Genomic DNA, 25,388 nt, shown 5'->3' with positions numbered 1-25,388 from the left:
CGGCCGGTCCGACGACGGCCGGTCCGACGACGGCCGGTCCGACGACGGCCGGTCCGACGACGGCCGGTCCGACGACGGCCGGTCCGACGACGGCGGGGCCGCCGACCTCCGCCTACCCGACGACAAACGGTCCGGGCGAGGTCTGCACGGCCACGTACTCGATGGTGAACTCGTGGCCGGGCGGCTTCCAGGGCGGCGTCACCGTCAAGGCGGGCGTCGCGGCGATGACCGGCTGGACCGTGCGGCTCACGTTCGCCAACGGTCAGACGGTCACCCAGGTCTGGAACGGTGTCGCCAGCGGCACGTCCTCGCCGGTGACCGTGCGCAACGCCTCGTACAACGGCACCCTCGGCGCCGGCGCGTCGACGACGTTCGGGTTCCTGGGTACGTGGAACGGCACGAACTCAGCGCCGACGGTGACCTGCTCCGGCCCGTAGAGCCTCGTGCGGAGGACAACGGCCCGGCAGCCGGAAGGCTGCCGGGCCGTTCGCTTCGTTGAAAACGGGTCAGCTGGAGCTGATGGAGTAGCTGTTGTCGGTGAAGGCGGCCGAACCGTTCGTGCCGCTGATCTCGAAGCCGAACTGCACCTCGCCGAGGGTGACGTCGCCCCACCAGCCCTGGGTCCGCAGCCAGTTGTTGATCGCGCGGATGTCGACGGTGCCGGAGTTGGTGTTCGACGTCCGCAGGAACGAGAACACCGCGTTGGCGCCGTTGTTACCCCGGTAGACGTTCCACGTGTGGCCGCCGACGCTGACGTTGCGGAAGTTGGGCACGGCGCCGTTGGCGTCGTACGACTCGGCGATCGGGCCGACCGCGCCGTTGTAGTTCACCCACAACATGACCTCGTACGCCCAGTTGTTCGCCCAGATGTCGTACGAGGTGGCGTAGTTGCCGCTGCCCGGCACGCTCACGTTGAACGTGCTGGTCAGCGAGTTGAACGAACTGATGGCGCGGTTGTACGAGCCGTTCACGGTGTGCGGGTAGGACTTCACGCCCGACGTCATCGGGTGGTTGGCGATGACGCCCCAGTTCTGCGGGCTGCGCGCCCACGCGGTCTGCGAGCCTGCGCCGGAGCCCCAGATGTTGTTGTAGACCGTCCAGCCGTTGCTCTGGTATGTGTCCCACTGGCCCGACGCGACCCACACCGCGTCCGACGGGACGCCGGTGCCGCCCGTGGTCGTCGGCGGCCGCGTCGTGGTGACCGGCGCCCGGGTGGTCGTTGTCGGCGGCCGGGTGGTGGCCGGCGGGCGGGTGGTGGTCGCCGGCGCCCGCGTGGTGGTGGCCGGCGCGGCCGTGGTGGAGACGCTGCCCGTGCAGGCGGTGCCGTTGAGGGTGAAGCTCGTCGGCACCGGGTTGCTGCTGGTCCACGCGCCGTTGAAGCCGAACGAGGTGCTCGCGTTCGTCGCGAGGGACCCGTTGTAGCTCACGTTCTTCGCGGTGACCTGCGCGCCGCTCTGCGTGACGGTGGCGTTCCACGCCTGGGTGATCGTCTGCCCGGAGGCGAACGACCAGACGAGCGTCCACGACGAGAGGGCGTCGCCGATGTTGGTGATGGTGACGTTCGCGCCGAACCCGCCGGGCCACGAGGCGCTGATCGCGTAGTTGACGCGGCATCCGGCGGCGGCGGACGCGGGCAGCGCCGCGACGATGCTGCCGCCGACGGCGACCGCGAGGGCCGCCGCGCCTGCCACGATGGCAGGAGTTCGTCTTCGCATGACTGTGCCCTTCCACGAGGGTCTGGTTGCCACGGGTTTCGCTCGGCTCGGCGGGAGCTCGAGGGGACCATTGGGGACGGACCCGGGACAATGCCGATCGACGTTTGTCGTATCGATAAACTTAAGACTCGCCGGTCGCCAGGTCAACCGACCTCCTGCTGTGGCCCTCGGCGCCCACGGCCACCCGACCCGTCGGCCTGATCCGCCTCGATGGCGCGGGCCAGGGGCTTCACGCAGCGTGATGATCTCGGCGACCCGCCGACCACCCCTCACCCACTTTGCTCTGCTTCCCTATGGGAATCACCACGCAGCGTGACGGCCGTTGTTGAAGCCCTGTCGCGGATGCCCAGATCAAGGCCCGATTCCTATGAGGAAGCAGAGCAAAGTGGGGGAAGGGGAGTGTGGCACGGGGCGAAACCCATTACCCTCAGCAATCTCACCCAACGTGACCGATCTGCGCGTAGGCCTGGCAGGCCCATCGCGCGGTCGCCGCCGCGCGGTCAAGCGCCGGTAAGCGTGCCGCCGCATCATTCGCATGGGTAGCGACGGGGCCGCGCACCCCGGCAGGGCGTCCGCACCATCTCCCACGGCGGCCGTAGCCCGGCGCGGAGATGGTGACCGGCCGGGGCCCGCCGGTCAACATCTCTCCCCCGTTGCGCCGCCGTCCGGCGTTACGCCGGTCGATGAGATCCAGGGTCCCTTGTGGCAGTAGTGCCCGGCGTTGTGGAATCGTTGTGGCCCGTGGCGGACTTCCGGTTGCTGGGCGCGGTGGAGATCTGGGCCGCCGGCCAGCCCATCGACGCGGGCCAGCCGCGGCAACGGGCCGTGCTCGCCGCGCTGCTGGTCGACGCCGGACAGGTCGTCACCGTGGGCGAGCTGGCCGACCGGGTGTGGGGCAAGCAGCCACCGCGCGAGGCCGCCGGCACCCTGCGCGCCCACGTCGCCCGCATCCGGCGCACGCTGGAGCGGGCCGAGACTCTCGACGGCGACCACGTCCGGCTCACCCACACCCCCGGCGGGTACGTGCTGCACGTCGAGCCCGACCGGGTGGACCTGCACCGGTTCCGGCGGCTGGCCGGACAGGCCCGCCAGCCCACGCATCCGGAGGAGCAGCGGACCGCGTGGCTGCGCGAGGCGGTGGGCCTGTGGCGCGGGCAGCCGCTGACCGGACTCGCCGGCGAGTGGGCCGGCCGGATGCGGCAGAGCTGGGACCGTGAGTGGCTCGACGCGGTCGTCGCCTGGGCGAACGCGGAGCTGGCGGTCGGCAACGCGGGCGCAGCGCTGGGCACGCTGACCGAGCTGGCCGACCGGCATCCCCTGGTCGAGTCCCTGGCGGCGGCGCTGATGCGGACCCTGTGCGCGGTGGGCCGCCCCGCCGATGCCCTCGAGCAGTACGCGGCGACGCGGCAGCGGCTCGTCGACGAGCTGGGCGTGGACCCGGGCGCCGAGCTGCAGGCCCTGCACCAGGCCATCCTGCGCGGGGACGCGGTGCTGCCCGGCGGCCCGGCCGCGACCCGCCCGCCGACGGTCGCGTCGGTCGTGCCGGCGCAACTGCCCGGCGACGTGGCCGCCTTCGCCGGGCGCGTGGACCACCTCGCCCACCTAGACAAGCTGCTGTCCGCCTCCGCGTCCGCGCCGCCGAGGGCCGTCGTGATCTCGGCGGTGTCCGGCACGGCCGGCATCGGCAAGACCACCCTCGCCGTGCACTGGGCGCACCGCACCGCCGACACCTTCCCCGACGGGCAGCTGTACGTGAACCTGCGCGGCTTCGATCCGGGCGGCGAGGTAACCACCCCGAACGAGGCGATCCGCGGGTTCCTCGACGCGCTCGGCGTACCGTCCGAGCGCGTCCCGCCGGACCTGTCCGCGCAGGTCGCGCTCTACCGCAGCCTGATGGCCGGCCGGCGGATGCTCGTCCTGCTCGACAACGCGCGCGACGCCGCGCAGGTGCGCCCGCTGCTGCCGGCCACGCCCGGGACGCTGGCGCTGATCACCAGCCGCAACCAGCTCACGCCGCTAGCCGCCGTCGAGGGCGCGACCCTGCTGACGCTCGACGCGCTGTCGGAGTCGGAGGCCCGCGAGCTGCTCGCCGCCCGGCTCGGCGACGACCGGCTGGCCGCCGAGCCCGACGCCACCGACCGGATCCTGCGCGGGTGCGCGGGCCTGCCCCTGGCGCTGAGCATCGCGGCGGCGCGCGCCCAGCAGAGCGGCTTCCCGCTGGCCGCCCTCGCGGCCGAGCTCGACTCCGCCGCCGACCGGCTCGACGCGCTCGACGCCGGGGACCCGGCGACGCAGGTGCGGACCGTGTTCTCGTGGTCGTACGCGACCCTGTCGCCGGACGCGGCCCGGCTGTTCCGGCTGCTGGGCCTCGACCCCGGGCCGGACATCTCCGCAGCCGCGGCCGCCGGCCTCGCCGGCCGGGACGCGGGCCGGCTGCTCACCGAGCTGACCCGCGCGAGCCTGCTCATCGAGCACGCCCCGGGCCGGTACACGATGCACGACCTGCTGCGCGCGTACGCGGCCGACCTGGCGGGCGAACAGGACACGTCCGAGGAGCGCCGGGCCGCCACGCGGCGCCTGCTCGACCACTACGCGCACACGGCGCACGCGGCCAGCCGGGTGCTGTACCCGCACCGCGACCCCGTCCTGATTCCGATGGACGAGCCGGCGAAGGACAGCCGGCCCGTCGACCTGGCCGACCGGGCCGCGGCGACCGCCTGGCTGGCGGCCGAGCATCCTGTCCTGCTCGGCGCGATCCGGTACGCCGTCGGCGACGGGTTCGACCGGCACGCGTGGTGGCTGGCCTGGGCGCTGGACACGTTCCTCTACCGCCAGGGGCACTGGCACGAGCTCGCCGAGGCGTGGGAGGCGGCCCTGCGCGCCGCCCGCTGGCTCGCCAACTCGGCCGCCGAGGCGTACGCGTACCACCGGCGGGCCCGCCCCGAGACGCGGTTCGGTCGCTACGACGAGGCGCGCGTGCGCGTACAACAGGCATTGTCTCTGTATGTGACGGGCGGGGACCTGATCGGGCAGGCCGACGCGCACCACAGCCTGGCCACGATCTGGGAGCTGGAGGGCGACTTCGCCGCGGCGCTCGACCATGTGCAGCAGTCGGCGGGGCTGTACGGGGCGGCCGGGCACCGTCGCGGCCAGGCGGTGTCGCTGGCCAACGTCGGCTGGTTCCAGGCCCGGCTCGGCGACCTCGACCCGGCCCTGGACAGCTCCACCCGGGCGCGTGAGCTGCTGCGCGCGCTCGGCGACCGCACGGGCGAGGCGGGCACGCTGCTGAGCCTCGGGTACATCCACGACAAGCGCGGGCGGCATGCCGAGGCGGCCGAGGTCCTCGCCGAGGCGGTCGACGTCTACCGCGAGCTGGGCGACCGGTACTACGAGGCGACGGCCTCCGCGCGGCTGGGCGACAGCTACCTCGCCGCCGGGGACGCGACGGCGGGCCGGGACGCGCTGCGCGCGGCGCTGCGCATCTTCACCGACCTGGGGCAGAGCGAGGCCGAGGCGATCCGCGAAAAGCTGCGCGGCTAGTCGAAGGCGCGGTCCGGGTCGTAGGTCAGGTTCGCCCCGGTCGCGGGGTCGAACACGTGCATGCGGTCCGGGTCGAGCCACAGGCTCGCCTCGCTGTCGGAGCGGATCCGGCTGTCCAGGCTCAGCGCGATGACCAACTGGGTGCGCATCTGCTCGCTGTCGAGCTCGCGTTGCAGCGTGCGGAGCCGCTCGGTGATCTCCCGGGGCGCCTCGTAGGGCACGTACGCGTAGAGCTGGCTGCCGAGCCACTCGGTGACGTCGACGTGGGCCGTGAAGTTGAAGCCGCGACCGCGCTCGAACGGTGCCAGCAGGGTGGCGTCCGCGAAGAACTCGGGGCGCAGGCCGAGCAGCACCGGGTCGCGGTCGCCGACGCGCCGCACCCGGTCGCTGGTCACCCGCATCGTGCCCAGCGGCGTCTCCACCCGCCCACCGCTGATCCGCCCGGGGACGAAGTTCATCGGCGGTGAGCCGATGAACCCGGCCACGAACAGGTTGACGGGCTCCTCGTAGAGCTGGTGGGCGGTGCCGACCTGTTGGAGCTCGCCCTTGCGCAGCACCGCGATCCGGTCACCGAGCGTCATCGCCTCGGTCTGGTCGTGGGTGACGTAGACGGTGGTGGTGCCGAGGCGCCGCTGCAGGCGGGCGATCTCGGTGCGCATCTGGCCGCGCAGCTTGGCGTCGAGGTTGGACAGCGGCTCGTCGAAGAGGAACGCGTCGGCGTCGCGGACGATCGCGCGGCCCATGGCGACCCGCTGGCGCTGGCCGCCGGACAGGTTGGCCGGCTTGCGGTCCAGGTTCTCCGTCAGCTCCAGGACCGCCGCGACCTCGGTGACCTTGGCCTTGACCTCGTCGTCGCGCACCTTCTTCAGGCGCAGCGGGAAGGCGATGTTCTCGAACACCGTCAGGTGGGGGTACAGGGCGTAGTTCTGGAACACCATGGACAGGTTGCGGTCGCGGGGCGCCTTGTCGTTGACCCGCTGCTCGCCGATGACCATCTCGCCGGAGGTGATGTCCTCCAACCCGACGATCATGCGCAGCAGCGTCGACTTGCCGCAGCCCGACGGGCCGACCAGGATCACGAACTCGCCGTCGGCGATGTCGAGGCTGACGTCGCGGACCGCCTGGTACCCGTCGTCGTAGCGCTTGACGATGTTCCGCATGCTGATGGCCGCCATCCGTGCCCCCTGTTCAGCCCTTGACGGCGCCGGCCGTCAGGCCGGCCATGATCCGGCGCTGGAAGACCAGTACGAGGATCACGACCGGGATGGTGACCACCACGGAGGCGGCCATGATGGCGGTGATCGGCGACTGGAACTGCGAGGCCCCCGTGAAGAACGACAGCGCGGCGGGCACCGTGCGGGCCCGGTCGGTCGACGTCAACGAGATCGCCAGCAGGAACTCGTTCCAGCAGAAGAAGAAGGTCAGGATGGCGGTGGTGAACACGCCCGGCGCCGCGAGCGGCACGATCACCTTGCGGAACGCCTGCCAGCCGGTGGCCCCGTCGACCTGCGCCGCCTGCTCCATCTCCCACGGGATCTGCCGGAAGAACGCGGACATGGTCCAGATCGACATCGGCAGCGCGAAGGTGAGGTCCGGGATGATCAGGCCGAGCCAGGTGTCGTAGATGCCCAGCGTCCGCCACATGTTGAACAGCGGGCCGACGAGCGCGGCCTGCGGGAACATCGCGATGGCCAGGGCAGTGGAGAGCAGCACCTTCTTGCCGGGGAACTCCATCCGCGCGATCGCGTACGCCGCGAACATGGCGACGGTGACCGACAGCGCGGTCGCGATCAGCGAGATGCCGATGGAGTTGCGCAGCGCGGCGGTGAACATCGGGTCGTCCAGCACCGTGGAGTAGTTGGCCCACGTCCACTCCGTCGGGAAGAACCCGGGCTCCTCGCCGCGGAACGTCGACGGGTCCTTGAACGACAGCGACAGCATCCATACCAGCGGGAACAGCGCCCACGCGAGGATGGCGAGGCCGGCGAACGTCCACCCGTTCCGGCCCTTCACTTCCCGCCCCTGACCTGCGACAGGTCCGTGCGCAGGACCTTGATGAACACCACCGCGATGAGTACGACGGTGAGGAACAGCAGCACGGACACCGACGACCCGACGCCCAGGTTCAGCAGCGTCACGTTCTGCCGGTAGGCCAGGAAGGACAGCGTCTCGGTGTTGTTCGCGCCGGCGGTCATGATGAACGGGTTGTCGAAGATCCGCCACGCGTCGAGGGTGCGGAACAGCAGCGCGACCATGATCGCGGCCTTCATGTTGGGCAGCGTCACCCGGGTCAGCCGCTGCCACGCCGTGGCGCCGTCCACCTTGGCCGCCTCCTCCAGCTCGAAGGGCACCTGGACGAGGCCGGCCAGCAGGAGCAGCGAGATGAACGGGGTTGTCTTCCAGATCTCCGACAGGATGATCACGAAGAGGGCGGACCCGCGCTGGCCGAACCAGTTGAAGTCGCCCAGGCCCAGCCACACGTTGACGAAGCCGGAGTCGAGCTGGAAGGCGTAGCGCCAGATGTACGCCGAGGCGACGGTGATGATCCCGTACGGGATGAGGATGCCGGTGCGCACCAGCGACCGGCCGTGGATGATCCGGTACATCACGAACGCGAACGCGAGCCCCAGGACGAGCTCCGCGGCCACGCTGATGACCGTGATGAACAGGGTCGTGCCGAAGTCCGTCCACCACAGCGGGTCGGTCAGCACGGTCGCGTAGTTGCGCAGCCCGACGAACGCCTTGCCGGCCGGGTCGGTGAGCCGGTAGTTGTACAGGGACAGCACGACCGCGTAGAGCAGCGGGTACGCGGTGACGAACACCATGACGACGAACGCCGGGGCGGCCAGGGTGAGCCCGAGCCGACGCTCGTGGCGGGTCCGGTCCGACCGGCGCTCGGTCACAGCGCCCTCGCTTCGCCCGGTCACAGCAGCCGCCGGCCCTGCAGCACGTCGCTCATGAAGCGTGCGGTCTCCTCCGGCGTCTCGGGCGCGCGTACGTTCGCCGGCGGGTGCCAGGTGCGCTGCACCGAGGTGGAGACGTCGTTGTAGTACGGCGTGATCGGCCGTGGGCCGCCCTCGTTGAGGGACGTGCGGATCAGGTCGGCCATCGGGTACGCCGCGACCACCCTCGGGTCGTCGTACGCGGCGCCCCGGGCGGCCGGGTTGCCGGCGTCGAGCATGTAGTCGATGGTGCTGCGCAGCGACGTCGCGCAGGTGACCAGGTCCAGAGCGTACTCGGGGTGTTCGGTGTAGGCGCCGATGGCGAGGTTGATCCCGCCCAGGGGTGGCCTGCTCTCCACGCCGGGCCGGACCGCGGGGAACCTGGCCCAGCCGATGTCGTCCACGACGGACTGTCGGATCGCGCCCGTCTTCACGTCGTCCTTCGCGCCGGCGTAGACGTACGGCCAGTTGACCATGAAGCCGCCGGTGGTGGACTGGAAGGCGGAGCGCGACTCCTCCTCGCCCGCGTTGGACATCGCCGGTGGGGCCGCCGCCGAGCGGGCGAGGCCGCCCACGATGTCGGCGGCCTCGTTGCCGGCCGGGGAGTCGATGGCGGGCGTGGCGTCCTTGCCGGCCTGCACGTTGGTGATGATCTGACCGCCGGCCGACACGACCAGCGCGTTGATCCACACCATGTAGCCCTCGTAGCGGTTGGCCTGCACCGCGACGGTCCTGTGCGTGCGCTCCGCCGCCTTGATCATCGTTTCCCAGGTGAAGGCGGTGGAGGTCGGGTCGACGTTCGCGGCGGCGACGACCGACCTGCGGAACCAGAGCAGTTGCGTGTTGGCCGTGAAGGGCGCGGCGTACAGCCTGCCCTTCCAGTACGCGGTGGTCCTCGGGCCGTCGAGGACGCCGTCGGTCACGACCTTCGCGTCCTGTCCGGTGAACTCCCGCAGGAACCCGGCGTTGGCGAACTCGGCGATGAAGGGCGGGTCCAGGCTCATCACGTCGATCGAACTGTCCTTGGCCGCGAGCCGGCGGACGAGCTGTTCGCGCTGCTGGGAGGCGTCGTTGGGCAGCGTCTGGATGGCGACCCGGTAGGCGTTGCCGGCGTTGGTGGCGCACTTCTGCGCCAACCGGGACTGGCCCCCGTTGTCCGGGTTGATGTACCAGTTGATCACCGGCGGGCCGCTGTCCCCGGCGCACGCCGCGAGCGAGGCGCACACCGCGAGCGCAGCGCACCCGAGCAGCACCTTCGACCTCATACCGTGACATTAATGGTGCTGATGTCCTTTATGTGGCGAATCAGGCCTTTGGTCGGGCGCGGACGTGGATCCGCTCTCCCTGCGGACCGTAGAGGTTGAGCACCTCGGCCGGCTCCGGGCCGGGGTTGGCGACGCAGTGCGGCACGCGGGTGTCGAACTCGGCGACCTCGCCCGGGCCGAGGACGATGTCGTGCTCGCCGAGCAGCAGCCGGATGCGCCCCGACAGGACGTACAGCCACTCGTACCCCTCGTGGGTCTTCAGCTCGGAGGGCTCGCGCGGCGGGATGATCTGCTTGTACGCCTGCACGCCGCCCGGCCGGCGGCTCAGCGGCAGGAACGTGGAGTCGCCCCGCTTGATCGGGCGGGGATGGATGCGCGGGTCGCCGGTGGCGGGCGCGTCGACCAGCTCGTCCAGGGTCACCTGGTACGCCCGGGCGAGCGGCAGCAGCAGCTCCAGGGTCGGCCGGCGCTGGCCCGACTCAAGACGGGACAGCGTGCTCACGGAGATGCCGGTGGTGTCGGCGAGGTCGGTGAGGGTGATGTCGCGTTCCCGGCGCAGCTCGCGCAGCCGCGGGCCGACGCCGGCCAGATCGTCGTTTGCCATATTGGCAACATAACTTGCCGGTTCGTGGATCGGCCAGGCACGGTGGAAACATGAGCGAGCAGATGTATGACGTGGTGGTGGTCGGTGGCGGCGCGGCCGGGCTGAGCGGCGCGGTGGCGCTGGCACGGTCGCGGCGGTCGGTCCTGGTGATCGACGACGGGCAGCCGCGCAACGCGCCCGCCGGGCACGTGCACAACTTCCTGACCCGCGACGGCACGCCGCCCGCCGACCTGCTGGCCGCCGGCCGGGCGGAGGTTCTCTCCTACGGCGGCGCTTTCCTCGACGGGCGCGCGGTCTCGGCTGTGCGTTCCGACCGGGGGTTCACCGTCACGCTCGCCGACGGCGGCACCGTCGCGGCGCGCCGGCTGCTCGTCACGACCGGGCTGGTCGACGAGCTGCCCGACGTGCCGGGCCTCGCCGAGCGCTGGGGCAGCGACGTGCTGCACTGCCCCTACTGCCACGGGTGGGAGCACCGCGACGAGCGCGTCGGCGTCATCGGGTCGATCCACCAGGCGCGGCTCTGGCGCCAGCTCACCCCGCACGTGTTCCTCCTGCTCAACGGCGACGCGGCGCCCGACGACGAGACCACCGAGGCCCTCGCGGCGCGCGCGGTCGCCGTGGTCCCCGACCGGATCTCGTCCCTTGTCGTCGAGTCGGAGAAGCTTTCGGGAGTACGCCTCGACGGCGGCGCGGTCGTCGCGCTCGACGCGCTCGTCGTGGCGCCACGCTTCGTGGCGCGGTCGGCGGTCCTCGCCGGCCTCGGCCTCGAACCCGAGGAACTGGTGGTCGACGGCCGGGTCGTGGGCAGCCGGATCCCGTCCGGGATGGGCGGCGCGACCGCCGTGCCGGGCGTCTGGGTGGCCGGCAACATCACCGACCTGATGGGCACGGTGATCTCCTCGGCCGCCGCCGGCACCCTGGCCGGCGCCGCCATCAACGGCGACCTGGTCGCCGAGGAGACCGACGTCGCGGTCTTCGAGTACCGGCACCGGATCCACACGATGTTCGAGCAGGAGGGGTGGGAGGAGCGTTACCGCGCCAAGCCGACCATCTGGAGCGGCAACCCGAACCCGCAGCTCGTGGCGGAGGTCGCGGACCTGGCGCCGGGGCGGGCGCTCGACGTCGGCTGCGGCGAGGGCGCCGATGCCGCCTGGCTGGCCGCGCGCGGCTGGCGGGTGACCGGCGTGGACATCTCGACGGTCGCGTTGGACCGGGCCCGCGCGCACGTGGACTCGGCGGGCCTGGCGGACCGCATCGAGCTCGTCCACGCCGACCTGCGCGTCACCCCGCCGGAGCCCGGCGCGTACGACCTGGTCTCCGCGCAGTTCATGCACCTGCCCCCGGGCCCGCGCCGGGAGCTGTACGCCCAGCTCGCGTCGGCGGTCGCACCGGGCGGCACGCTGCTCATCGTCGGCCACGACCCGACCGACCTGCACACGAGCGTCCACCGGGCCCACTTCCCGGACATGATGTTCACAGTGGACGAGGTGGCGTCCGCGCTCGACCGGTCTGACTGGGACGTGACGGTCGCCGAGTCCCGCCCCCGCGCGACAAAGGACCCCGAGGGCCGCGACATCACCATCCACGACGCGGTCGTGGTGGCGCGACGCAGGCCGGCGTAGCTTGGCAGTGGCGGCCCGTCGGTTGTAGTGGCCGGCGGTCCGCCGTCCTGACCGCTACCAGGGGACGGACCGCGATGACCGGATCCGCTGCCGACGCCACGATCGGCGACCGGCTGCAGGCACTGCGGCACAGCCGTGGGCTCACTCAGGAGCGGCTCGCGGAGGCGTGCGGGGTGTCCGTCGAAACCATCCGCAAGCTGGAGCGCAACGAACGCACCACGGCCCGGGTGTCGACCCTCCACAAGCTTGCCGCCGGGCTCGGGGTCGCGACATCGGCGCTGTTCGGGACGTCGGCACGACCGCTCGCACTGCGCGAGGTCGACGACGATGACCTCGCGTTGATCGAGATCCGGCGGGTGCTCAGCCCGGTTCGGGGCCTCGCCGGCGTGCTGGCCGGGCCTGAGGTTCACCCGCCGACGCTGAGCGACCTGCGGAACAGCATCCATGCGGTCGATGGCGCCTACCACCGCGATGACTATGCCACCGCGCTCACCGGAATGCCGCTGCTGCTCGCCGAGGCCGACGCCGCGGTCGCGGCCGACCGCACACCAGCGGCGTTGCGGCTGCAGTCGCAGGCATACCAGTTGGCTGGCGACATGCTTGCAGCTACGGAAGTTCGACCTGGCACATCAGGCGCCGGAACAACCGCGACGACCGGGCCCGCGAACTCCTTGACGCCGCGGCCGCGGCAGCTGTGCGGGTGTCCGGCGCCGACGGGCCGGTCTTCTCTCCTGGCCCAGCGACGGTCGGCACATTCAACGAGGCGACGGTGGCGATGAAGCGAGTGGAGACCGCGGTGGTATGCGGCGACACCGGCCAGGCGCTCGCCCTCGCCCGGACGGTTCCGGCAGGCGCCCGGACCACCAGCAACAACCGCAACCGCCACCTGCTCGACGTGGCGTTCGCGCAGGTGGACACCCGGCGCTACACCGAGGCCACACAGACGCTGACGACCGTTCTGCGCGCCGCGCCGCTGTGGTTGCGGCATCAGCGCCTCGCCCGCGACATCGTGGCATCGCTCGTCGCGCTGCGACGCCGGGCGATCTCACGCGAGCTGACAGACCTCACCCGGATCACCGGCGTCGACCTCTGACCCGCGACTGGTACGGGGTGTACCAGTCATAGGTATGAGCTGCGGAAAGTGGTACACCACGCGCCTTCTACCCGATGGTCACCGTACGTAGCGTCCCGTGTACGGGTGCGGCGGTCGGATGTCCCAGCGGGCCTGGCCGCCGCGCCCAGCCACGGACAGAGGGAGCCGCGCATGCTGGTCATCAGGTTCGACCCCGACAACCCGCCGGCCCACAAACGGCTAGCCGGGCGCCGGTCGGTCGATGACGGCCAGACCAGATACGTCACGGGCGGCATCGCATCACGCCGCGCCGTATTCCACCAGTTCAGCCCGGCGAAGCCCGGCCCCGAGGTGGTTGCTGCCCGTCCTGATACATAGTGCCGAGAACAGGACGACAATATCGACTGGTCGCGATGGTCCCGCCTACGGTCGCAGCACGTCAACCAGACCGGAGGCCCGTCATGCAGGTCAATCCCCTCGCCAATTGCACTGTTCTCGACCTACCCGTCTGCGCAACCGAGTTCCTCAACCCCAACACCAACCCGTTCGGGTCGCAGGTCTTCCCCGGCCCGCACCGGCCCTGGGAGGACATCGCCTGGTTCCACGGCACCAACCCCGTGGCCGCCGCGAGCATCGCCACCGCCCGCGCCTTCGACCCCGCGGAGACCGGCGGCACCGGCAAGAGCTACGGGCCCGGCACCTACTTCGCCGTCAACCAGTGCCGAGCGGCCAACTACGGCGAGTACGTATTCCGGGTGAACCTGACCGGGAAGAACCTCCTACATGTCACGGGCATCTCGAGCATCTCCCGGGATACCGTCGCTGCCCGCATTCCCAGTCTCAGGGCGAGCGAGCGGCAGTCGCTGTCGGAGGAACTGCGTACCTCGACCTCGCACAACATGGCGCATGTGGTCGCGGAGTGGGCGCAGCGGAACGGATACGAAGGACTGTTCCTGCTCGAGATCGAAGAGGTGTGTGTCGCGACGGTGTTCACCAGCGTCGCCGCTCCGAGCGATCCCATCCGGCGGCGGGAGAAGTGCCCCAAGAACCACAAGAAGGAGATCCAGATCCAGTGATATCGCCGTCACGCGGCACGGTGGTCGAGATCATCGTTTCGTGTACCAGGGTGTAGCCCAGCTCCACTCCGGTACACGAAATCGCGATCAACGAGCGTGCACCCTGCATTTTTGCCCACCAAACGCCGATCAAGAGCCAGGTACAGCGCCTCCCGACCAGCCAACCGTGGGAGCTGCCACCTCGCCTTCGAGACAGGCCTCAGAGCCGCAGGGCCGGCCAGTCGAGGACGCCGTCGCCGAGGGCGGCGACCGCGCCGACCAGGCCGAGCCGGCGTGCCCGGACGGCCGGGTCGTCGGCCATGACCAGGATGTCGTCAAAGAACGCGTCGACCGCCGCCGGCAACTCGTCGGCGTCGACCTCCACCAGCTCGGCGATGCCCGCGTCGGCGGGCAGCCGCGCGGCGGCCGTCACGACGGTCTCGTGCAGGCGTCGCTCGGCCGGTTCGGTCAGCACACCGGGCTCGTAGGCCGCGCCGGACGTGGCGATCCGGCGGGCCCGCTGCAGGGCGGCGGCGAGCCGGCGGAAGTCGGAGCTGTCGGCGGTCTCGTTCAGCTGCGCCAGGACCCGGTCGGCGGTGCTCGGCCGGGCGGCGTGGACGAGGACGGCGCGCACCCGGTCGACCGGGTGGCCCTCGTCCAGGAGCTGCTGTTCGAGCCGGCGCGTGACGAACTCGACGACGGCGTCGACCGTCCCCTCGGCGACGGCGACCGGCTGGCGCGCGGCGGCGGCCGCGAACGCGTCACGCAGGGAGACCGCGGCGAGCGCCGGCACGCCACGGTGGATCGCTACCGCGCCGACGGCCGCGCGCCGCAACGCGAACGGGTCGCTGCTGCCGGTCGGCAGGCCCACGGTCGCGGCGAGGCCGACGAGCGCGTCCGCTCTGTCCGCGAGCGCGAGCAGCGCGCCCGCCGTGGACGCGGGGAGCTCGTCGCCGGCCTGGCGCGGCAGCTCGGCCTCGAACACCGCCCGCGCGACCTCGGCGGACTCGCCGCCGTGTCGCGCGTAGTCGCGGCCGATGACGCCGGCGAGGCCGGTCATCTCCGTCACCAGCTGCGAACCGAGGTCGAACTTCACGAGCTCCGCAGCCCGCTCCAGCGTCCGCCGCTCAACCTCATCCAGGGGTACGCCGTGGGCGAGGCGCAGCGCGAGCGCGCCGGTCCGGTCGGCCCGGTCGGCCATGGAGCCGAGCCGGTCGGTGAACGTGAGCCGGTGCAGTCGCCCGCGCATCGCGTCGACCGGGGTGGTCCGGTCGGTCCGGTAGAAGAACGCCGCGTCCTCGAACCGCGCCCGCAGCACGGCCTCGTTGCCGGCGCGCACGGTCGCGGGGTCGATCGCGCCGTTGGCGATGACGACGAAGTGCGGCAGCAGCGCGCCCGCCGCGTCCCGGACGGGCAGGTAGCGCTGGTGCTTGCGCATCACCGTGGTGAGCACGGCGTCCGGCAGGCTCAGGTAGCCGGCGTCGAAGGCGCCCACGATGGCGCTCGGGCCCTCGACCAGGAAAGCGATCTGGTCGAGCAGGCCCGCCTCGCCGTCGACGTCGAGCCGGCCGCCCACGGTGGCGGCGGCCGCCCGCGCGGCCGCCACGATGGTCTGTCGTCGTTCGGCCTCGTCGAGCATGATGCCCGCGTCCGCCAGCGTCGGCAGGTAGGCGTCGGCTGAGGCGACGGCGAGGACCGGCTGCTCGGCGTTGCGGTGCACGCGGACCCGACGGTCGGCCCGCAGGGTCGAGGCGGTCACCGGGACCACCTGGTCGCCCCACAATGCGACCAGGGAGCGGATCGGGCGGGTGAACGCCAGTTCGGGGTCGTTCCAGCGCATGTTCTTCGCCGAGCGCAGACCGCCGACCACAGTGGACAGCGCCTCGGCCAGGGCCACGACGGCGGGCCGGCCCGGCTCCTCCCGCTCGACGCAGAGGTACTCCACATCGTCGACCGTGACGGTGCTCAGGTCAGCCGCGTTCGCGCCGTTGGAGCGGGCGAAACCGAGCGCGGCGGGCGTGGGCCCGCCGTCGGTGAACGCGACGGACAGACGCGGGCCGCGTACCGTCCGGACCGCGTCGGCCTCCCGGGCCGCCACGTCGGTGACGATCGCGGCCACGCGGCGCGGCGTGGCGTGCACCCGCACCTCGCCGTACGCGAGGCGGCCGGACTCCAGCCGGGCGCGCAGGGCCTCCTCGACCTGCCGACGCGCGTCGCGGGCCTCGCCGGGTGGCATCTCCTCGACGCCGATCTCGAAGACCAGCGTCTGCGGGCCGGTGGTCGCGGCGGGTGCCGGCTCGGCCGGCTCGGGTGTGCCCGGCGCGGCGACCTGGCCGAGCGGGAAGCCCTCCTTCTCGCGTGCCTTGATCCACAGTTTGGCCACGGCGTTGGACAGCCGCCGCATCCGGGCGAACTCGCTGGCCCGGTCGGCCGTGGAGACGGCGCCGCGGGCGTCGAGCACGTTGAACGCGTGGGACATCTTCAGCACGAACGCGTGGGCCGGCACCGGCAGCTCGGCGTCGATCATGCGCTGCGCCTCGGCCGCGTACGCCGCGAGCAGGTCGCGGTTGGTGGGCACGTCGGCGTCGTCGAGGTAGTACCGCGACAGCTCGTACTCGGCCTGGCCGAAGACCTCGCCGTAGGAGACGCCGGGGGCGTACTCGATGTCCTTGAAATGGCGGACACCCTGCAGCGCCATGAGGATGCGCTCCATGCCGTAGGTGATCTCCACGGACACGGGGCTGAGCGCGATACCGCCGGCCTGCTGGAAGTACGTGAACTGGGTGATCTCCAGGCCGTCGAGCCAGACCTCCCAGCCCAGGCCCCACGCGCCGAGCGCCGGGGAGGCCCAGTTGTCCTCGACGAACCGCACGTCGTGCCGGGTGGTGTCGATGCCCAGCGCGGCCAGCGAGCCGAGGTACAGCTCCTGCGCGTCGCCCGGTTCGGGCTTGAGGATCACCTGGTACTGGGTGTGGCACTGGATGCGGTTGGGGTTCTGGCCGTAGCGGGCGTCGTCGGGGCGCACGGACGGCTCGACGTAGGCGACCCGCCACGGCTCCGGGCCGAGCACGCGCAGCGCGGTGGCCGGGTTGAGGGTGCCCGCGCCGACCTCGGTGTTCATCGGCTGGACGGTCAGGCAGCCCAGTCCGCCCCAATAGGCGGAGAGCCGGTTCAGAGCGTCCTGCATGGTCAGGTCGGTCACGGTTATCACCTCGGTTCGCCAACGCGGGGAAGCGGTCGAGGTCACGGTACGGGGAGGACCGCCACGCTTCCTTCACATTTTCGCGGTTGCGAGGGTCGATACCTAGAACTACTATGCATCACAACGTTAGGTATGAGTGAAGGGGGTCCCGTGAAGGTCACCAAGGATCTCGTGGCGGCCTCTGCGACACCGATGGTGCTGGGCATCCTGGCCGAGGGGCAGAGCTACGGCTACGCCATCCTCCGGCGGATCTACGACCTGTCCGGAGGGGAACTGGACTGGACCGAAGGGCTGCTCTACCCGCTGCTGCACCGGCTCGAACGCCTCGGCTACGTCGAGGCGAGCTGGCAGGCGGTCGCGGGGGAGCGTCGGCGCAAGTACTACACCATCACCAAGGACGGCTTGGCCGAGCTGGCCGAGCAGCGCCGTCAGTGGGACACGGTCGTGGACGCGCTCAAGGAGATCTGGCTGGGCGACCCCAACACCCGGCCGCTGATATCGATTCCGCTGGGAGGCATGGCATGACGGCGCCGGAAGAACCGGACGAACTGGAAGCCCAGTTCGCGCAGTGGCGTCAGTATGTGAAGGGGCGTCGGGAGCTGGCCGCGACCGACGCGGAGGAGTTGGAGGACCACCTCCGGGGCTCCGTCGACGAGCTGATCGCCGTCGGCCTGCGGCCCGACGAGGCGTTCCTGGTCGCGGTCAAGCGGATGGGCAGCCTCGACGACCTGTCCCGCGAGTTCGCCCGGGAGCACTCCGAGCGGCTGTGGAAGCAGCTGGTGCTGACCGGCGTGACGGACAGCCCGGCGGCGGCGGACCCCCAGTCGCGGCGCGACCTGCTCGTGATGATCGTCTGCGCGCTCGGCGCGGCGGCGTCCATCAAGATCCCCACGCTGTTCGGGGTGGCGTTCGAGGAGGACGGGCCGTTCTACGCGACGAACCTCAGCCTGTTCGCGCTGCCGTGGCTCGCCGGGTTCCTGGCCTGGCGGCGTCAGGTGAAGCCGGTGATCATGGCCGTGCTCGCCGGGTTGTTCGCCCTGGGCGCCGTGGGCGCCAACATCTACCCACTCGACGAGGACTCGCAGTCGGCGGTGCTGACGGGGATCCACCTGCCCGTCGCCATGTGGCTCGTGGTCGGCGTGGCCTACGTGGCCGATGACCTGCGCTCCTCGCGCAGACGCATGGACTTCATCCGGTTCACCGGCGAGTGGTTCGTGTACATGGTCCTGATCGGCCTCGGCGGCGGCGTACTCATGGGGTTGATGTACGGCACATTCTCCGCGATGGGCCTCGACCCCGAGGTGTTCGTCTCGCAGTGGCTGATGCCGTGCGGCGCCATGGCCGCGGTCGTGGTGGCCGGGTGGCTCGTGGAGGCCAAGCAGAGCGTGGTCGAGAACATCGCCCCCGTGCTCGCGCGGATCTTCACGCCGCTGTTCGCCGGCGTGGTGCTGGCGCTGCTCGTCGCGTTCGCCGCGACCGGCGGCGGCCTCAACCTCGAGCGGGACGAGCTGCTCCTGTTCAACCTGCTGCTGGTCGTCGTCCTGGCGCTGCTGCTCTACACGCTCTCGGCCCGCGACCCGCTCGCGCCGCCCGGGATCTTCGACAAGCTGCAGCTCGGCCTCGTCGGCAGCGCGTTGATCATGGACGCGCTGGTGCTCCTGGAGATCACCGGCCGGATCAGCGAGTACGGTGGGACGCCGAACAAGCTCGCCGCGCTCGGGATGAATGTCATCCTGCTGGCCAACCTGGCCTGGTCGGCGTGGCTGCTGCTGGGCTTCGTCCGCAGGCAGGTGCCGTTCGCGGCCCTCGAGCGCTGGCAGACCGGCTACCTCCCGGTGTACGCCGCGTGGGCCTGGGCCGTGATCCTGATCTTCCCCCCGGTGTTCAACTACCTCTGAGAGGTCCGGCGCGGGGTCCGGGACCGTTCGCCGGTCCCGGACCCCGCGCCGGCAGGTTTTCCGCGCCCGGATTGTGGGCATTGTGCCGACGTGTCGGCTCGATGGCAGTGGGCCACCCTGGCTGTCGTCTGTGCTGCCGGTGCCCTGGCGCCGCAGTCGACCACCGCGCGTGCCGCGGGGGAGACGCTCCGGTCCGCGGGCGAGTGGTTGATCTTCAATGACGAGTTCGACGGGCCGCGCGGAGCGCCGCCCGACCCGCGGCGGTGGACCACCGAGGTCGGCCCGCGCGGCAGGGAGCAGTTGCAGTACTACAAGGACGGGGGCAATGCCTACCTGGACGGGCGCGGTCACCTCGTGATCGAGGCGCGGCGCGAGCCCACCCCGGGGGCGCACTGCCCGGACCCGCCGATGGCCCCGACGGACGAGCGGCTGCCCTGCCGGTACACCTCGGCGCGGTTGACGGGGTTCGAGCCCTTCACCTACGGCCGGGTGGAGGGACGGATCCGGGCGGCGACCGGCTACGGCCTGCTGTCCGCGTTCTGGCTCGCGGCCGCGACGGAGCCCGGGCCGGGCGAGCCGGAGGCCCGGTGCACCGAGCTCGACGTGATGGAGCACATCGGTCGCCAGCCGCGCCGGATCTACGGAACCGTGCACGGCCCCGGCTACTGCGGCGCGGCCGGGGTGAGCATGTACCAGCGCCTCGCCCGACCCGCGTCCGCGGACTTCCACACGTACTCCCTGAAGTGGACGCCCGAGCTGCTGGAGTTCAGCGTCGACGGGGTGATCTACCACGTGCTGAGCCGGCCGGAGGTGGAACGGCGGTGCGGGCCGTGGGCGTTCGACCAGCCGCACGTCGTCGTGGTGAACCTGATCGTGGGCGGCCTCTGGGGGCGCCCGCCGTTCGCGTCGGCGCGCTTCCCGCGCCGGATGTTCGTCGACTACGTGCGGGTCTACCAGGGCCCGCAGGAGCTGCGACCCCCCGAGGTCCGCCGCCCCGCTTCGATCGGGGGATGCCTGCTGATCCCGGCCGCGGACCGGCGGGCCAGCTGAGGCACCTGTGGGGTGCCGACCCCGGCGGCCGGCACCCCACAGACGTTTGATCACACCTGCTAGCAGCTTGCCGTGGGTGTGTTGTTGTTGCCGTTCTTGTAGACGGTGATGCCGAAGTTGTTGCCGGCGCCGTTCGGCGTGGCGGTCAGCGTGCCCGAGGAGCCCGAGACGCTGGCGTTCCAGCTGCTCTGCAGGGACTGGCCGCTGCCCAGCGCGATCCGGACGGTCCAGCTGCTGGTGCCGCTGACCGCGAAGGTCACGTTGAACCGGTCGGACCACTCCTGGCCGCGGGTGACGCTGACGGAGCAGCTGCTGCCGCCACCGCCCGAGCCCGTGGTCGGCGTGGTGCCGCCACCGCCGGTGCTGCCGTTGGACGGCGCCACCGCGCGACCCGTGCTGGCCGAGATGTGCCCGGTGCACAGGCCCCGGTTACGCAGGTCCTGCAGGATGCCCGGCAGGGCCTGCTGCGTCGCGGCCGGCCAGTCGTGCATGAGGATGATCTGGCCGTTCGTCAGCCGGGAGGCCGCCTGCCGGATCGCGTCGGCGCTGGCGTTGTTCCAGTCGTTCGAGTCGATGTCCCAGATGATCTCGCGCAGGCCGAGCGAGGCCTCGACGTTCTTGAGCGTCTGGTTCGTCTCGCCGTACGGCGGGCGGAACAGCGTCGGCGTGACGCCGGCCGTCTGCTGGATCGCCTGCTGGGTCCGCGAGAGCTGCGACTGGATGTCGGACTGGCTCATGTTGATCAGGTGCGGGTGGTCCCAGCTGTGGTTGCCGATCTGCAGGCCGGCGTTCTTGTAGGCCTGCATGAGCGACGGGTTGTTCGAGGCGTTCGAGCCGGTCGGGAACACCGTGCCGGTCGCGTTGTACTGCCGCAGGGTGTTGACGAGGGTGTTGGTCGTGCCCGTGTTCGGGCCGTCGTCCCAGGTGAGGCCGACGTAGCCGTTGCAGGTGGTGGACCCGCCACCACCCGACCCGGTGGTGGGTGCGGCCGTCGTGGGCGTGGTGCCGCCGCCGCCCGACCCGTTGCAGGTTGCCGTTGGCGTGTTGTTGTTGCCGTTCTTGTAAATGGTGATCCCGAAGGTGTTGCCGCTGCCGTTAGGCGTCGCGGTGAGGGTGCCGGAGGTGCCGGTTACGTTGGCGTTCCAGCTGCTCTGGAGCGACTGGCCGCTGCCCAGCGAGATGCCGACGGTCCACGCGCTGGAGCCGGTGACCGCGAGGCTCACGTTGAAGCGGTCCGACCAGTCCTCGGCGCGCGTGACACTGACCGAGCAGCCGCTGCTGCTGCCGCCGCCGGTGCTGCCGGTGGTGGGGGTGGTGCCGCCGCCGCTGGAGCCGCCGTCGCTGACGGTGATGTTGGAGCTGCCGGAACTCTGGTAGCCCTCGGTCGCCATGATCTGGTAGTCGTGCTGGCCCAGGGTCAGACCGGCGGCGCGCCAGGCGTTGAAGTGGTTGGCGACGGTGATGGTGCCGCCGGTGCGCTTGTTCTGCCGGATGCTCCAGTACTGGTAGAACGTCGCGGTGCCCTGGATGGAGGGCTGGTTGACGCGCTGGGTGCGGTAGAGGTCGTAGGTGCTGCCGTCCGTGGTGACGGAGCCGAACCGCTGGGCGCCGGTGCTGGGGTTGTAGCTACCGAAGTTGTCGACGACGTAGTACTCGACGAGCGGGTTGGTCATCCACCCGTACAGGGCGAGGTAGCCGTTGCCGTTGACGTTGAAGTTGCCGGAGTAGTTGACGACCCGGTTGGACGAGCCGGGTTTCCAGCCCTTACCACCGACGTGGTTGTTGATGTTGCTCCACTGGTAGGAGTAGTTACCGCCGGCACCCAGGTTCATGGTGACGTTGCCGCTGTCCTTCCAGTACGAGAAGAAGTACCCGTTGTGGTAACCCGTCTCGTTGGCGGTGATGGTGCGGTCAGCGTCGGCGTACGCGTTGGTCGCCAGCACCGTGCCGGTGGCGGCGAGCGCGAGGGCGCTGACGCTCGCGATCAGCAGTCTCAGCCGACGGCGTCTGCGGCTCGTCGGAGCGACGGGGACGTTGTCCATGGTCTGCGCTTCCTCCTCAGAAAGCTGGCGCGGCCGTCCGTGGACGGGTTAGGGGGGCGTCCTATCGACAGCCGCGAAAGTTGGGCCATAGCTTTCGGTCGACCCGTTCTCCCTGTCAACGGTCGATTTCCGATGAGGAGGGTCGTGACCAGCGCTGGTTAACCGATCAATCAGCCCGCGACCTGCGGCAGCATGGAAATGATTCGAACTTTCGAAGGAATCGTTGCCAAAGAAAGTCCCGATACATTTCGAGAATCTGCCGAAACCCATCGATGCGACTCGGCTACGGAGCGTGGGCGACTCCCTACGTAGGCGAATAATTACGAAAAGTTTTCTGGTCCATACAGAGATAGATTCACAAGTCTCTTTGGATTGGTTACAGTCTCTGTGGGAGCCGCACGCCAGGACGGGCACCAGCGTGCCTATGAGTACCGACCCTCAGGTGTCGATGTCGCCTGGTCTCCGACGGTCATCGCATCGTCCCGAGCGCAGCGGCGACGTCGCGCATCCACCAGCCTGCTGGAGAGAAAACCAAATGCTTGTTGCCAAGAGAGCCCGACAGATCACGGTTGCCGTCGTGGCCAGCCTGGTCGCCGCGTTCGCCGCGGTCATCCTGACCCCGGCCAGTCCCGCCGCGGCCCACGGATCAGTGACCGACCCGCCGTCGCGTAACTACGGCTGTTGGGAGCGGTGGGGAGCCGACCACCTGAACCCCAACATGGCCAACCTCGACCCGATGTGCTGGCAGGCGTTCCAGGCCAACCCCAACACCATGTGGAACTGGAACGGTCTGTTCAAGGAGAACCTCGCCGGCCAGTTCCAGGCCAACATCCCTGACGGCCAGCTGTGCAGCGGTGGCCGCACCCAGAACGGGCTCTACAACTCGCTCGACACTGTCGGCACGTGGACCGCGAAGTCGATCCCGAACAACTTCACCCTCACCATCAGCGACACGGCCAAGCACGGCGCCGACTACCTGCTGATCTACATCACGAAGCAGGGCTTCGACTCCACGACCCAGCCACTGACCTGGGGCAGTCTCGAGCTCATCCAGCGGACCGGTTCGTACCCGACCACCGGGCTCTACCAGGCCCAGGTCAACGCGGGCAGCCGCACCGGCCGGCACGTCATCTACACGATCTGGCAGGCCAGCCACCTGGACCAGCCGTACTTCATCTGCAGCGACGTCATCTTCGGCGGCGGCGGCACCACGACGACGTCGGTGCCGACCTCCCGGCCGCCGGTGACGACCGGCACGCCGACCTCGCGTCCGGCCGTGACGACCTCCGCCCCCGCCACCACGGGTGGTAGCACCGGTTCCGCCGGCTGCACCGCGACGTACGCGGTGACCAGCCAGTGGAGCAACGGCTTCGGCGCCAACGTGACCGTCAAGGCCGGAAGCTCCCTCATCACGGGCTGGACCGTGAAGTGGACGTGGCCCAGCGGCCAATCGATATCGCAGGGGTGGAACGCCACCGTGACATCGAGCGGATCGGCGGTCACCGCGACCAACGTCAGTTACAACGGCCGTCTCAGCGCCGGCCAGAGTACGAGCTTCGGCTTCAACGGCACGTTCTCCGGAACCAATACCGCACCGACGCTCACCTGCACCGCGACAGTTTGAGATAGGCGGTAACCGTGGGGGTCCGGGCAGCACGCCCGGGCCCCCACGGTCCCTCATTCGTCCTTTAGGCGGCTCACGTGTCAACGTCCACCAGCACAGAAGCGCCCGAGCGGCCGCGGGGCTGGCGCCACCGGATCGCCATGATCGCGGCTCTCGCGCTCACGGCGACGCTCGCCTTCGTCCTCTACCGGTCCTGGGCGAGCACGAGCTCGGAGATGACGCCCGGGCAGGTGCGGGCCGCGGTCGGCACCCAGTTGGTCTCGGCGATGGAGCACGCGACGCCCGCCGACCACGCGGCCCACGGTCACTACGACGTCGGCGGTACGACCAAGGTGCTGTGCACGGTCGAGGTGCTGGGGTACGAGCCCGCCGACGCGACCGACACGCGTCAGGTCACCAGGTCGTACGCCAACCACCAGTGCGCGGTGTCGGACAACGGCCGACCCTGGGAGTACGCGGTGAAGACCTCCGGGCTGCTGATCGCCACGGGGCAACCGCCCGTGGTCCAGGTCGTCGCCGAGGGTGCCGACTACGCCGGTCGGGTGCGCGCGGCGGCCATCCCCGCGCAGTACCTCGACAAGGCGCTGGCGACCAGCATCAGCCAGCAGGCCCTGACCGACCTGCGCGCCCGGTTCGACGTGAGCGTCAAGGAGTTCTGGGCCGCGTTCAAGGCCTCGAACCCGCCTGCGGGCTGAGATATCCCGACGTCATCCGGCCGGGCACCCATGGGGGTGCCCGCTGTGCTGGCTCGGCGCGACGGGACGGGTGCTCAACCCGGCCGTCACCGACGCGGCCGGCTGACCGGCCGCCGCCCGCAGCCGCGTCCGCGCGGCGGTCGGGGCGGCGCCTCGGGGCTGACACCCCGCCGGGGAGCGGGCCTCCGTCCGGGGACCGTCGCGGCCGGAGGCCCGCGTCATGGCACCAGGAGTTGCGCCACGACCAGCACCGCCACGAGGTCGGGCCCGCGGAAGATCCGGCGCAGCAGGTCCACCGGAATGATGCCGAACGGCGTCTCGGCGAACGCGCCGCCGTAGTCCAGCGGTGGCCGGGTCGCCGTCCGATGGGCCGCGACCACCACGCCGGCGATCATGACGTACGTCATCCAGCCCGGCAGGTCCCTGCCGACCGGCGCGGTGGCCAGCCACCAGAGGGCCGCGCCGATCGCGGGCACCACCAGGTGGACCGCGCGCACGGCCGCGTCGCTGCCGCCCAGCGACCGGCGCAGGCCGGGTGAGCGCGTCAGCGTCCGCAGGCCACCGGTGAGCCGCGAGACGGCCAGGTAGGCGCCGATCACCCGCGCGGGCGCGGCGATCGACGGCACCGCCACGGCCACGGCGTACTCCAGCAGGATCAGTCCGGCCCACGTGAGCGGGGCGACCGGATTGCGGTACAGGCGGCGGACCTCGGCCTGCAACAGCGCCCAGGCGCGACCACCACGGAGGAAGCGCCGGCTGCGCACGCGCCCGACCCGGCGCCACCGGCGGCTCTCGACGAGCCCGGTCAGCATGGTCGGGTCGAGCAGTGCCGCCGCGGCGACGGCCGCGCTCGTGAGCTGGGCGCCGCCCGACAGGGACGCCCGGTCGACGCGGCCCAGCGCCCGCACCGCGACAACGCACCCGACGAGCGCCAACGGCGGGCCGACGAGCGCGAGGGCGATCGTCAGCGAGCCCGTCGGTCGGACGAGACCAGCGCCGGCGAAGTGCGCGACGACCGTCGCGACCGCCACGGCCCCGCCGCCGGCCGCGAGGCCGATGCCG

The 25,388-nt window shown here is 71.0% G+C and carries 21 protein-coding genes; 12 read left to right on the top strand and 9 right to left on the bottom strand.

All coding sequences use genetic code 11. The features are described from left to right. Window positions 1-437 (top strand): cellulose binding domain-containing protein (locus ABD211_RS15145; RefSeq protein WP_344131223.1); only part of this gene is annotated, 437 nt, incomplete at its 5' end. A gap of 69 nt (window positions 438-506) precedes the next feature. Here ABD211_RS15145 and ABD211_RS15140 read toward each other — a convergent pair. Continuing rightward, window positions 507-1,691, bottom strand: coding sequence for a glycoside hydrolase family 12 protein (locus tag ABD211_RS15140; protein ID WP_344131220.1), 1,185 nt, complete (start codon window positions 1,689-1,691; stop codon window positions 507-509). 765 nt (window positions 1,692-2,456) lie between these two features. On the opposite strand from ABD211_RS15140, the gene ABD211_RS15135 reads away from it, so the two are divergent. Continuing rightward, window positions 2,457-5,255 carry an AfsR/SARP family transcriptional regulator gene (locus ABD211_RS15135; RefSeq protein ID WP_344131217.1) on the top strand — a complete coding sequence of 933 codons (2,799 nt, stop codon included), beginning with the start codon at window positions 2,457-2,459 and terminating at the stop codon, window positions 5,253-5,255. On the opposite strand, the gene ABD211_RS15130 is transcribed toward ABD211_RS15135, so the two are convergent. Genes ABD211_RS15130 through ABD211_RS15110 form a run of 5 tightly spaced genes read right to left on the bottom strand, consistent with a single transcriptional unit; the run spans window position 5,252 to window position 10,066 of the window. After that, the gene (locus ABD211_RS15130) at window positions 5,252-6,430 is read right to left on the bottom strand and encodes an ABC transporter ATP-binding protein (protein WP_344131214.1); all 1,179 of its coding nucleotides are present in this window, start codon (window positions 6,428-6,430) and stop codon (window positions 5,252-5,254) included. The genes ABD211_RS15135 and ABD211_RS15130 overlap by 4 nt on opposite strands. A gap of 13 nt (window positions 6,431-6,443) precedes the next feature. Next, window positions 6,444-7,268 (bottom strand): carbohydrate ABC transporter permease, encoded by an 825-nt coding sequence (locus ABD211_RS15125; protein WP_344131211.1) that lies wholly within the window; start codon window positions 7,266-7,268, stop codon window positions 6,444-6,446. After that, on the bottom strand, window positions 7,265-8,158 hold the full coding sequence (locus ABD211_RS15120) for a carbohydrate ABC transporter permease (protein ID WP_344131208.1): 894 nt from the start codon (window positions 8,156-8,158) through the stop codon (window positions 7,265-7,267). Before ABD211_RS15120 ends, ABD211_RS15125 begins: the two co-directional genes overlap by 4 nt. A 20-nt stretch (window positions 8,159-8,178) precedes the next feature. Then, window positions 8,179-9,462: an extracellular solute-binding protein gene (locus tag ABD211_RS15115; RefSeq protein ID WP_344131205.1), complete on the bottom strand. Its 1,284-nt coding sequence runs from the start codon at window positions 9,460-9,462 to the stop codon at window positions 8,179-8,181. Between the two features lie 40 nt (window positions 9,463-9,502). Further along, window positions 9,503-10,066, bottom strand: coding sequence for a helix-turn-helix domain-containing protein (locus ABD211_RS15110; protein ID WP_344131203.1), 564 nt, complete (start codon window positions 10,064-10,066; stop codon window positions 9,503-9,505). 50 nt (window positions 10,067-10,116) lie between these two features. On the opposite strand from ABD211_RS15110, the gene ABD211_RS15105 reads away from it, so the two are divergent. The 5 genes from ABD211_RS15105 to ABD211_RS15085 all read left to right on the top strand — a co-directional run bounded on the left by ABD211_RS15105 (window position 10,117) and on the right by ABD211_RS15085 (window position 13,836). Then, window positions 10,117-11,688, top strand: coding sequence for a methyltransferase domain-containing protein (locus ABD211_RS15105; protein WP_344131201.1), 1,572 nt, complete (start codon window positions 10,117-10,119; stop codon window positions 11,686-11,688). A 74-nt stretch (window positions 11,689-11,762) separates the two neighbouring features. After that, window positions 11,763-12,467 (top strand): helix-turn-helix domain-containing protein, encoded by a 705-nt coding sequence (locus ABD211_RS15100; protein ID WP_344131198.1) that lies wholly within the window; start codon window positions 11,763-11,765, stop codon window positions 12,465-12,467. Continuing rightward, the gene (locus ABD211_RS15095; RefSeq protein ID WP_344131195.1) at window positions 12,458-12,781 is read left to right on the top strand and encodes a hypothetical protein; all 324 of its coding nucleotides are present in this window, start codon (window positions 12,458-12,460) and stop codon (window positions 12,779-12,781) included. Before ABD211_RS15100 ends, ABD211_RS15095 begins: the two co-directional genes overlap by 10 nt. 171 nt (window positions 12,782-12,952) lie before the next feature. Further along, a complete protein-coding gene (locus ABD211_RS15090; RefSeq protein WP_344131192.1) occupies window positions 12,953-13,138 on the top strand; it encodes a hypothetical protein in 186 nt (61 codons plus the stop codon). An 83-nt stretch (window positions 13,139-13,221) separates the two neighbouring features. Continuing rightward, window positions 13,222-13,836 (top strand): hypothetical protein, encoded by a 615-nt coding sequence (locus ABD211_RS15085; RefSeq protein WP_344131189.1) that lies wholly within the window; start codon window positions 13,222-13,224, stop codon window positions 13,834-13,836. Window positions 13,837-14,035: 199 nt separating this feature from the next. Here ABD211_RS15085 and ABD211_RS15080 read toward each other — a convergent pair whose 3' ends face one another. Then, the gene (locus ABD211_RS15080; RefSeq protein ID WP_344131186.1) at window positions 14,036-17,017 is read right to left on the bottom strand and encodes a glycine--tRNA ligase; all 2,982 of its coding nucleotides are present in this window, start codon (window positions 17,015-17,017) and stop codon (window positions 14,036-14,038) included. Window positions 17,018-17,167: 150 nt separating this feature from the next. Here ABD211_RS15080 and ABD211_RS15075 point away from each other — a divergent pair, with 150 nt between their 5' ends. The 3 genes from ABD211_RS15075 to ABD211_RS15065 all read left to right on the top strand — a co-directional run bounded on the left by ABD211_RS15075 (window position 17,168) and on the right by ABD211_RS15065 (window position 19,965). After that, window positions 17,168-17,542 carry a PadR family transcriptional regulator gene (locus ABD211_RS15075; RefSeq protein ID WP_344131183.1) on the top strand — a complete coding sequence of 125 codons (375 nt, stop codon included), beginning with the start codon at window positions 17,168-17,170 and terminating at the stop codon, window positions 17,540-17,542. Then, window positions 17,539-18,915, top strand: a complete 1,377-nt coding sequence (locus ABD211_RS15070) for a permease prefix domain 1-containing protein (protein WP_344131180.1) — start codon at window positions 17,539-17,541, stop codon at window positions 18,913-18,915. The genes ABD211_RS15075 and ABD211_RS15070 overlap by 4 nt, the downstream gene beginning before the upstream one ends. A gap of 90 nt (window positions 18,916-19,005) precedes the next feature. After that, on the top strand, window positions 19,006-19,965 hold the full coding sequence (locus ABD211_RS15065; RefSeq protein ID WP_344131177.1) for a glycoside hydrolase family 16 protein: 960 nt from the start codon (window positions 19,006-19,008) through the stop codon (window positions 19,963-19,965). A gap of 59 nt (window positions 19,966-20,024) precedes the next feature. Here the strand turns inward: ABD211_RS15065 and ABD211_RS15060 are convergent, their stop codons facing one another. Further along, the gene (locus ABD211_RS15060; protein WP_344131174.1) at window positions 20,025-22,007 is read right to left on the bottom strand and encodes a glycoside hydrolase family 11 protein; all 1,983 of its coding nucleotides are present in this window, start codon (window positions 22,005-22,007) and stop codon (window positions 20,025-20,027) included. Between the two features lie 577 nt (window positions 22,008-22,584). On the opposite strand from ABD211_RS15060, the gene ABD211_RS15055 reads away from it, so the two are divergent. Both ABD211_RS15055 and ABD211_RS15050 read left to right on the top strand, forming a co-directional pair. Continuing rightward, window positions 22,585-23,631 (top strand): lytic polysaccharide monooxygenase auxiliary activity family 9 protein, encoded by a 1,047-nt coding sequence (locus ABD211_RS15055; protein ID WP_486336257.1) that lies wholly within the window; start codon window positions 22,585-22,587, stop codon window positions 23,629-23,631. A gap of 77 nt (window positions 23,632-23,708) precedes the next feature. Further along, the gene (locus tag ABD211_RS15050; protein WP_344131168.1) at window positions 23,709-24,326 is read left to right on the top strand and encodes a hypothetical protein; all 618 of its coding nucleotides are present in this window, start codon (window positions 23,709-23,711) and stop codon (window positions 24,324-24,326) included. Window positions 24,327-24,544: 218 nt separating this feature from the next. Here the strand turns inward: ABD211_RS15050 and ABD211_RS15045 are convergent. After that, window positions 24,545-25,388 (bottom strand): DUF6297 family protein (locus tag ABD211_RS15045; RefSeq protein ID WP_344131165.1); only part of this gene is annotated, 844 nt, incomplete at its 5' end.

Origin of the sequence: Luedemannella flava, from assembly GCF_039528515.1 — a bacterium.
Taxonomy (GTDB): domain Bacteria; phylum Actinomycetota; class Actinomycetes; order Mycobacteriales; family Micromonosporaceae; genus Luedemannella; species Luedemannella flava.
Note: the sequence above shows the minus strand (reverse complement) of the source record. Positions and strands in the feature narration are given on the sequence as shown.

Excerpts from the sequence above, each read along its gene's own strand:
- ABD211_RS15130 (WP_344131214.1), bottom strand. The coding sequence starts at position 6,430 with ATGGCGGCCATCAGCATGCGGAACATCGTCAAGCGCTACGACGACGGG.
- ABD211_RS15115 (WP_344131205.1), bottom strand. The coding sequence starts at position 9,462 with ATGAGGTCGAAGGTGCTGCTCGGGTGCGCTGCGCTCGCGGTGTGCGCC.
- ABD211_RS15110 (WP_344131203.1), bottom strand. The coding sequence starts at position 10,066 with ATGGCAAACGACGATCTGGCCGGCGTCGGCCCGCGGCTGCGCGAGCTG.
- ABD211_RS15105 (WP_344131201.1), top strand. The coding sequence starts at position 10,117 with ATGAGCGAGCAGATGTATGACGTGGTGGTGGTCGGTGGCGGCGCGGCC.
- ABD211_RS15100 (WP_344131198.1), top strand. The coding sequence starts at position 11,763 with ATGACCGGATCCGCTGCCGACGCCACGATCGGCGACCGGCTGCAGGCA.
- ABD211_RS15090 (WP_344131192.1), top strand. The coding sequence starts at position 12,953 with ATGCTGGTCATCAGGTTCGACCCCGACAACCCGCCGGCCCACAAACGG.
- ABD211_RS15085 (WP_344131189.1), top strand. The coding sequence starts at position 13,222 with ATGCAGGTCAATCCCCTCGCCAATTGCACTGTTCTCGACCTACCCGTC.
- ABD211_RS15070 (WP_344131180.1), top strand. The coding sequence starts at position 17,539 with ATGACGGCGCCGGAAGAACCGGACGAACTGGAAGCCCAGTTCGCGCAG.
- ABD211_RS15060 (WP_344131174.1), bottom strand. The coding sequence starts at position 22,007 with ATGGACAACGTCCCCGTCGCTCCGACGAGCCGCAGACGCCGTCGGCTG.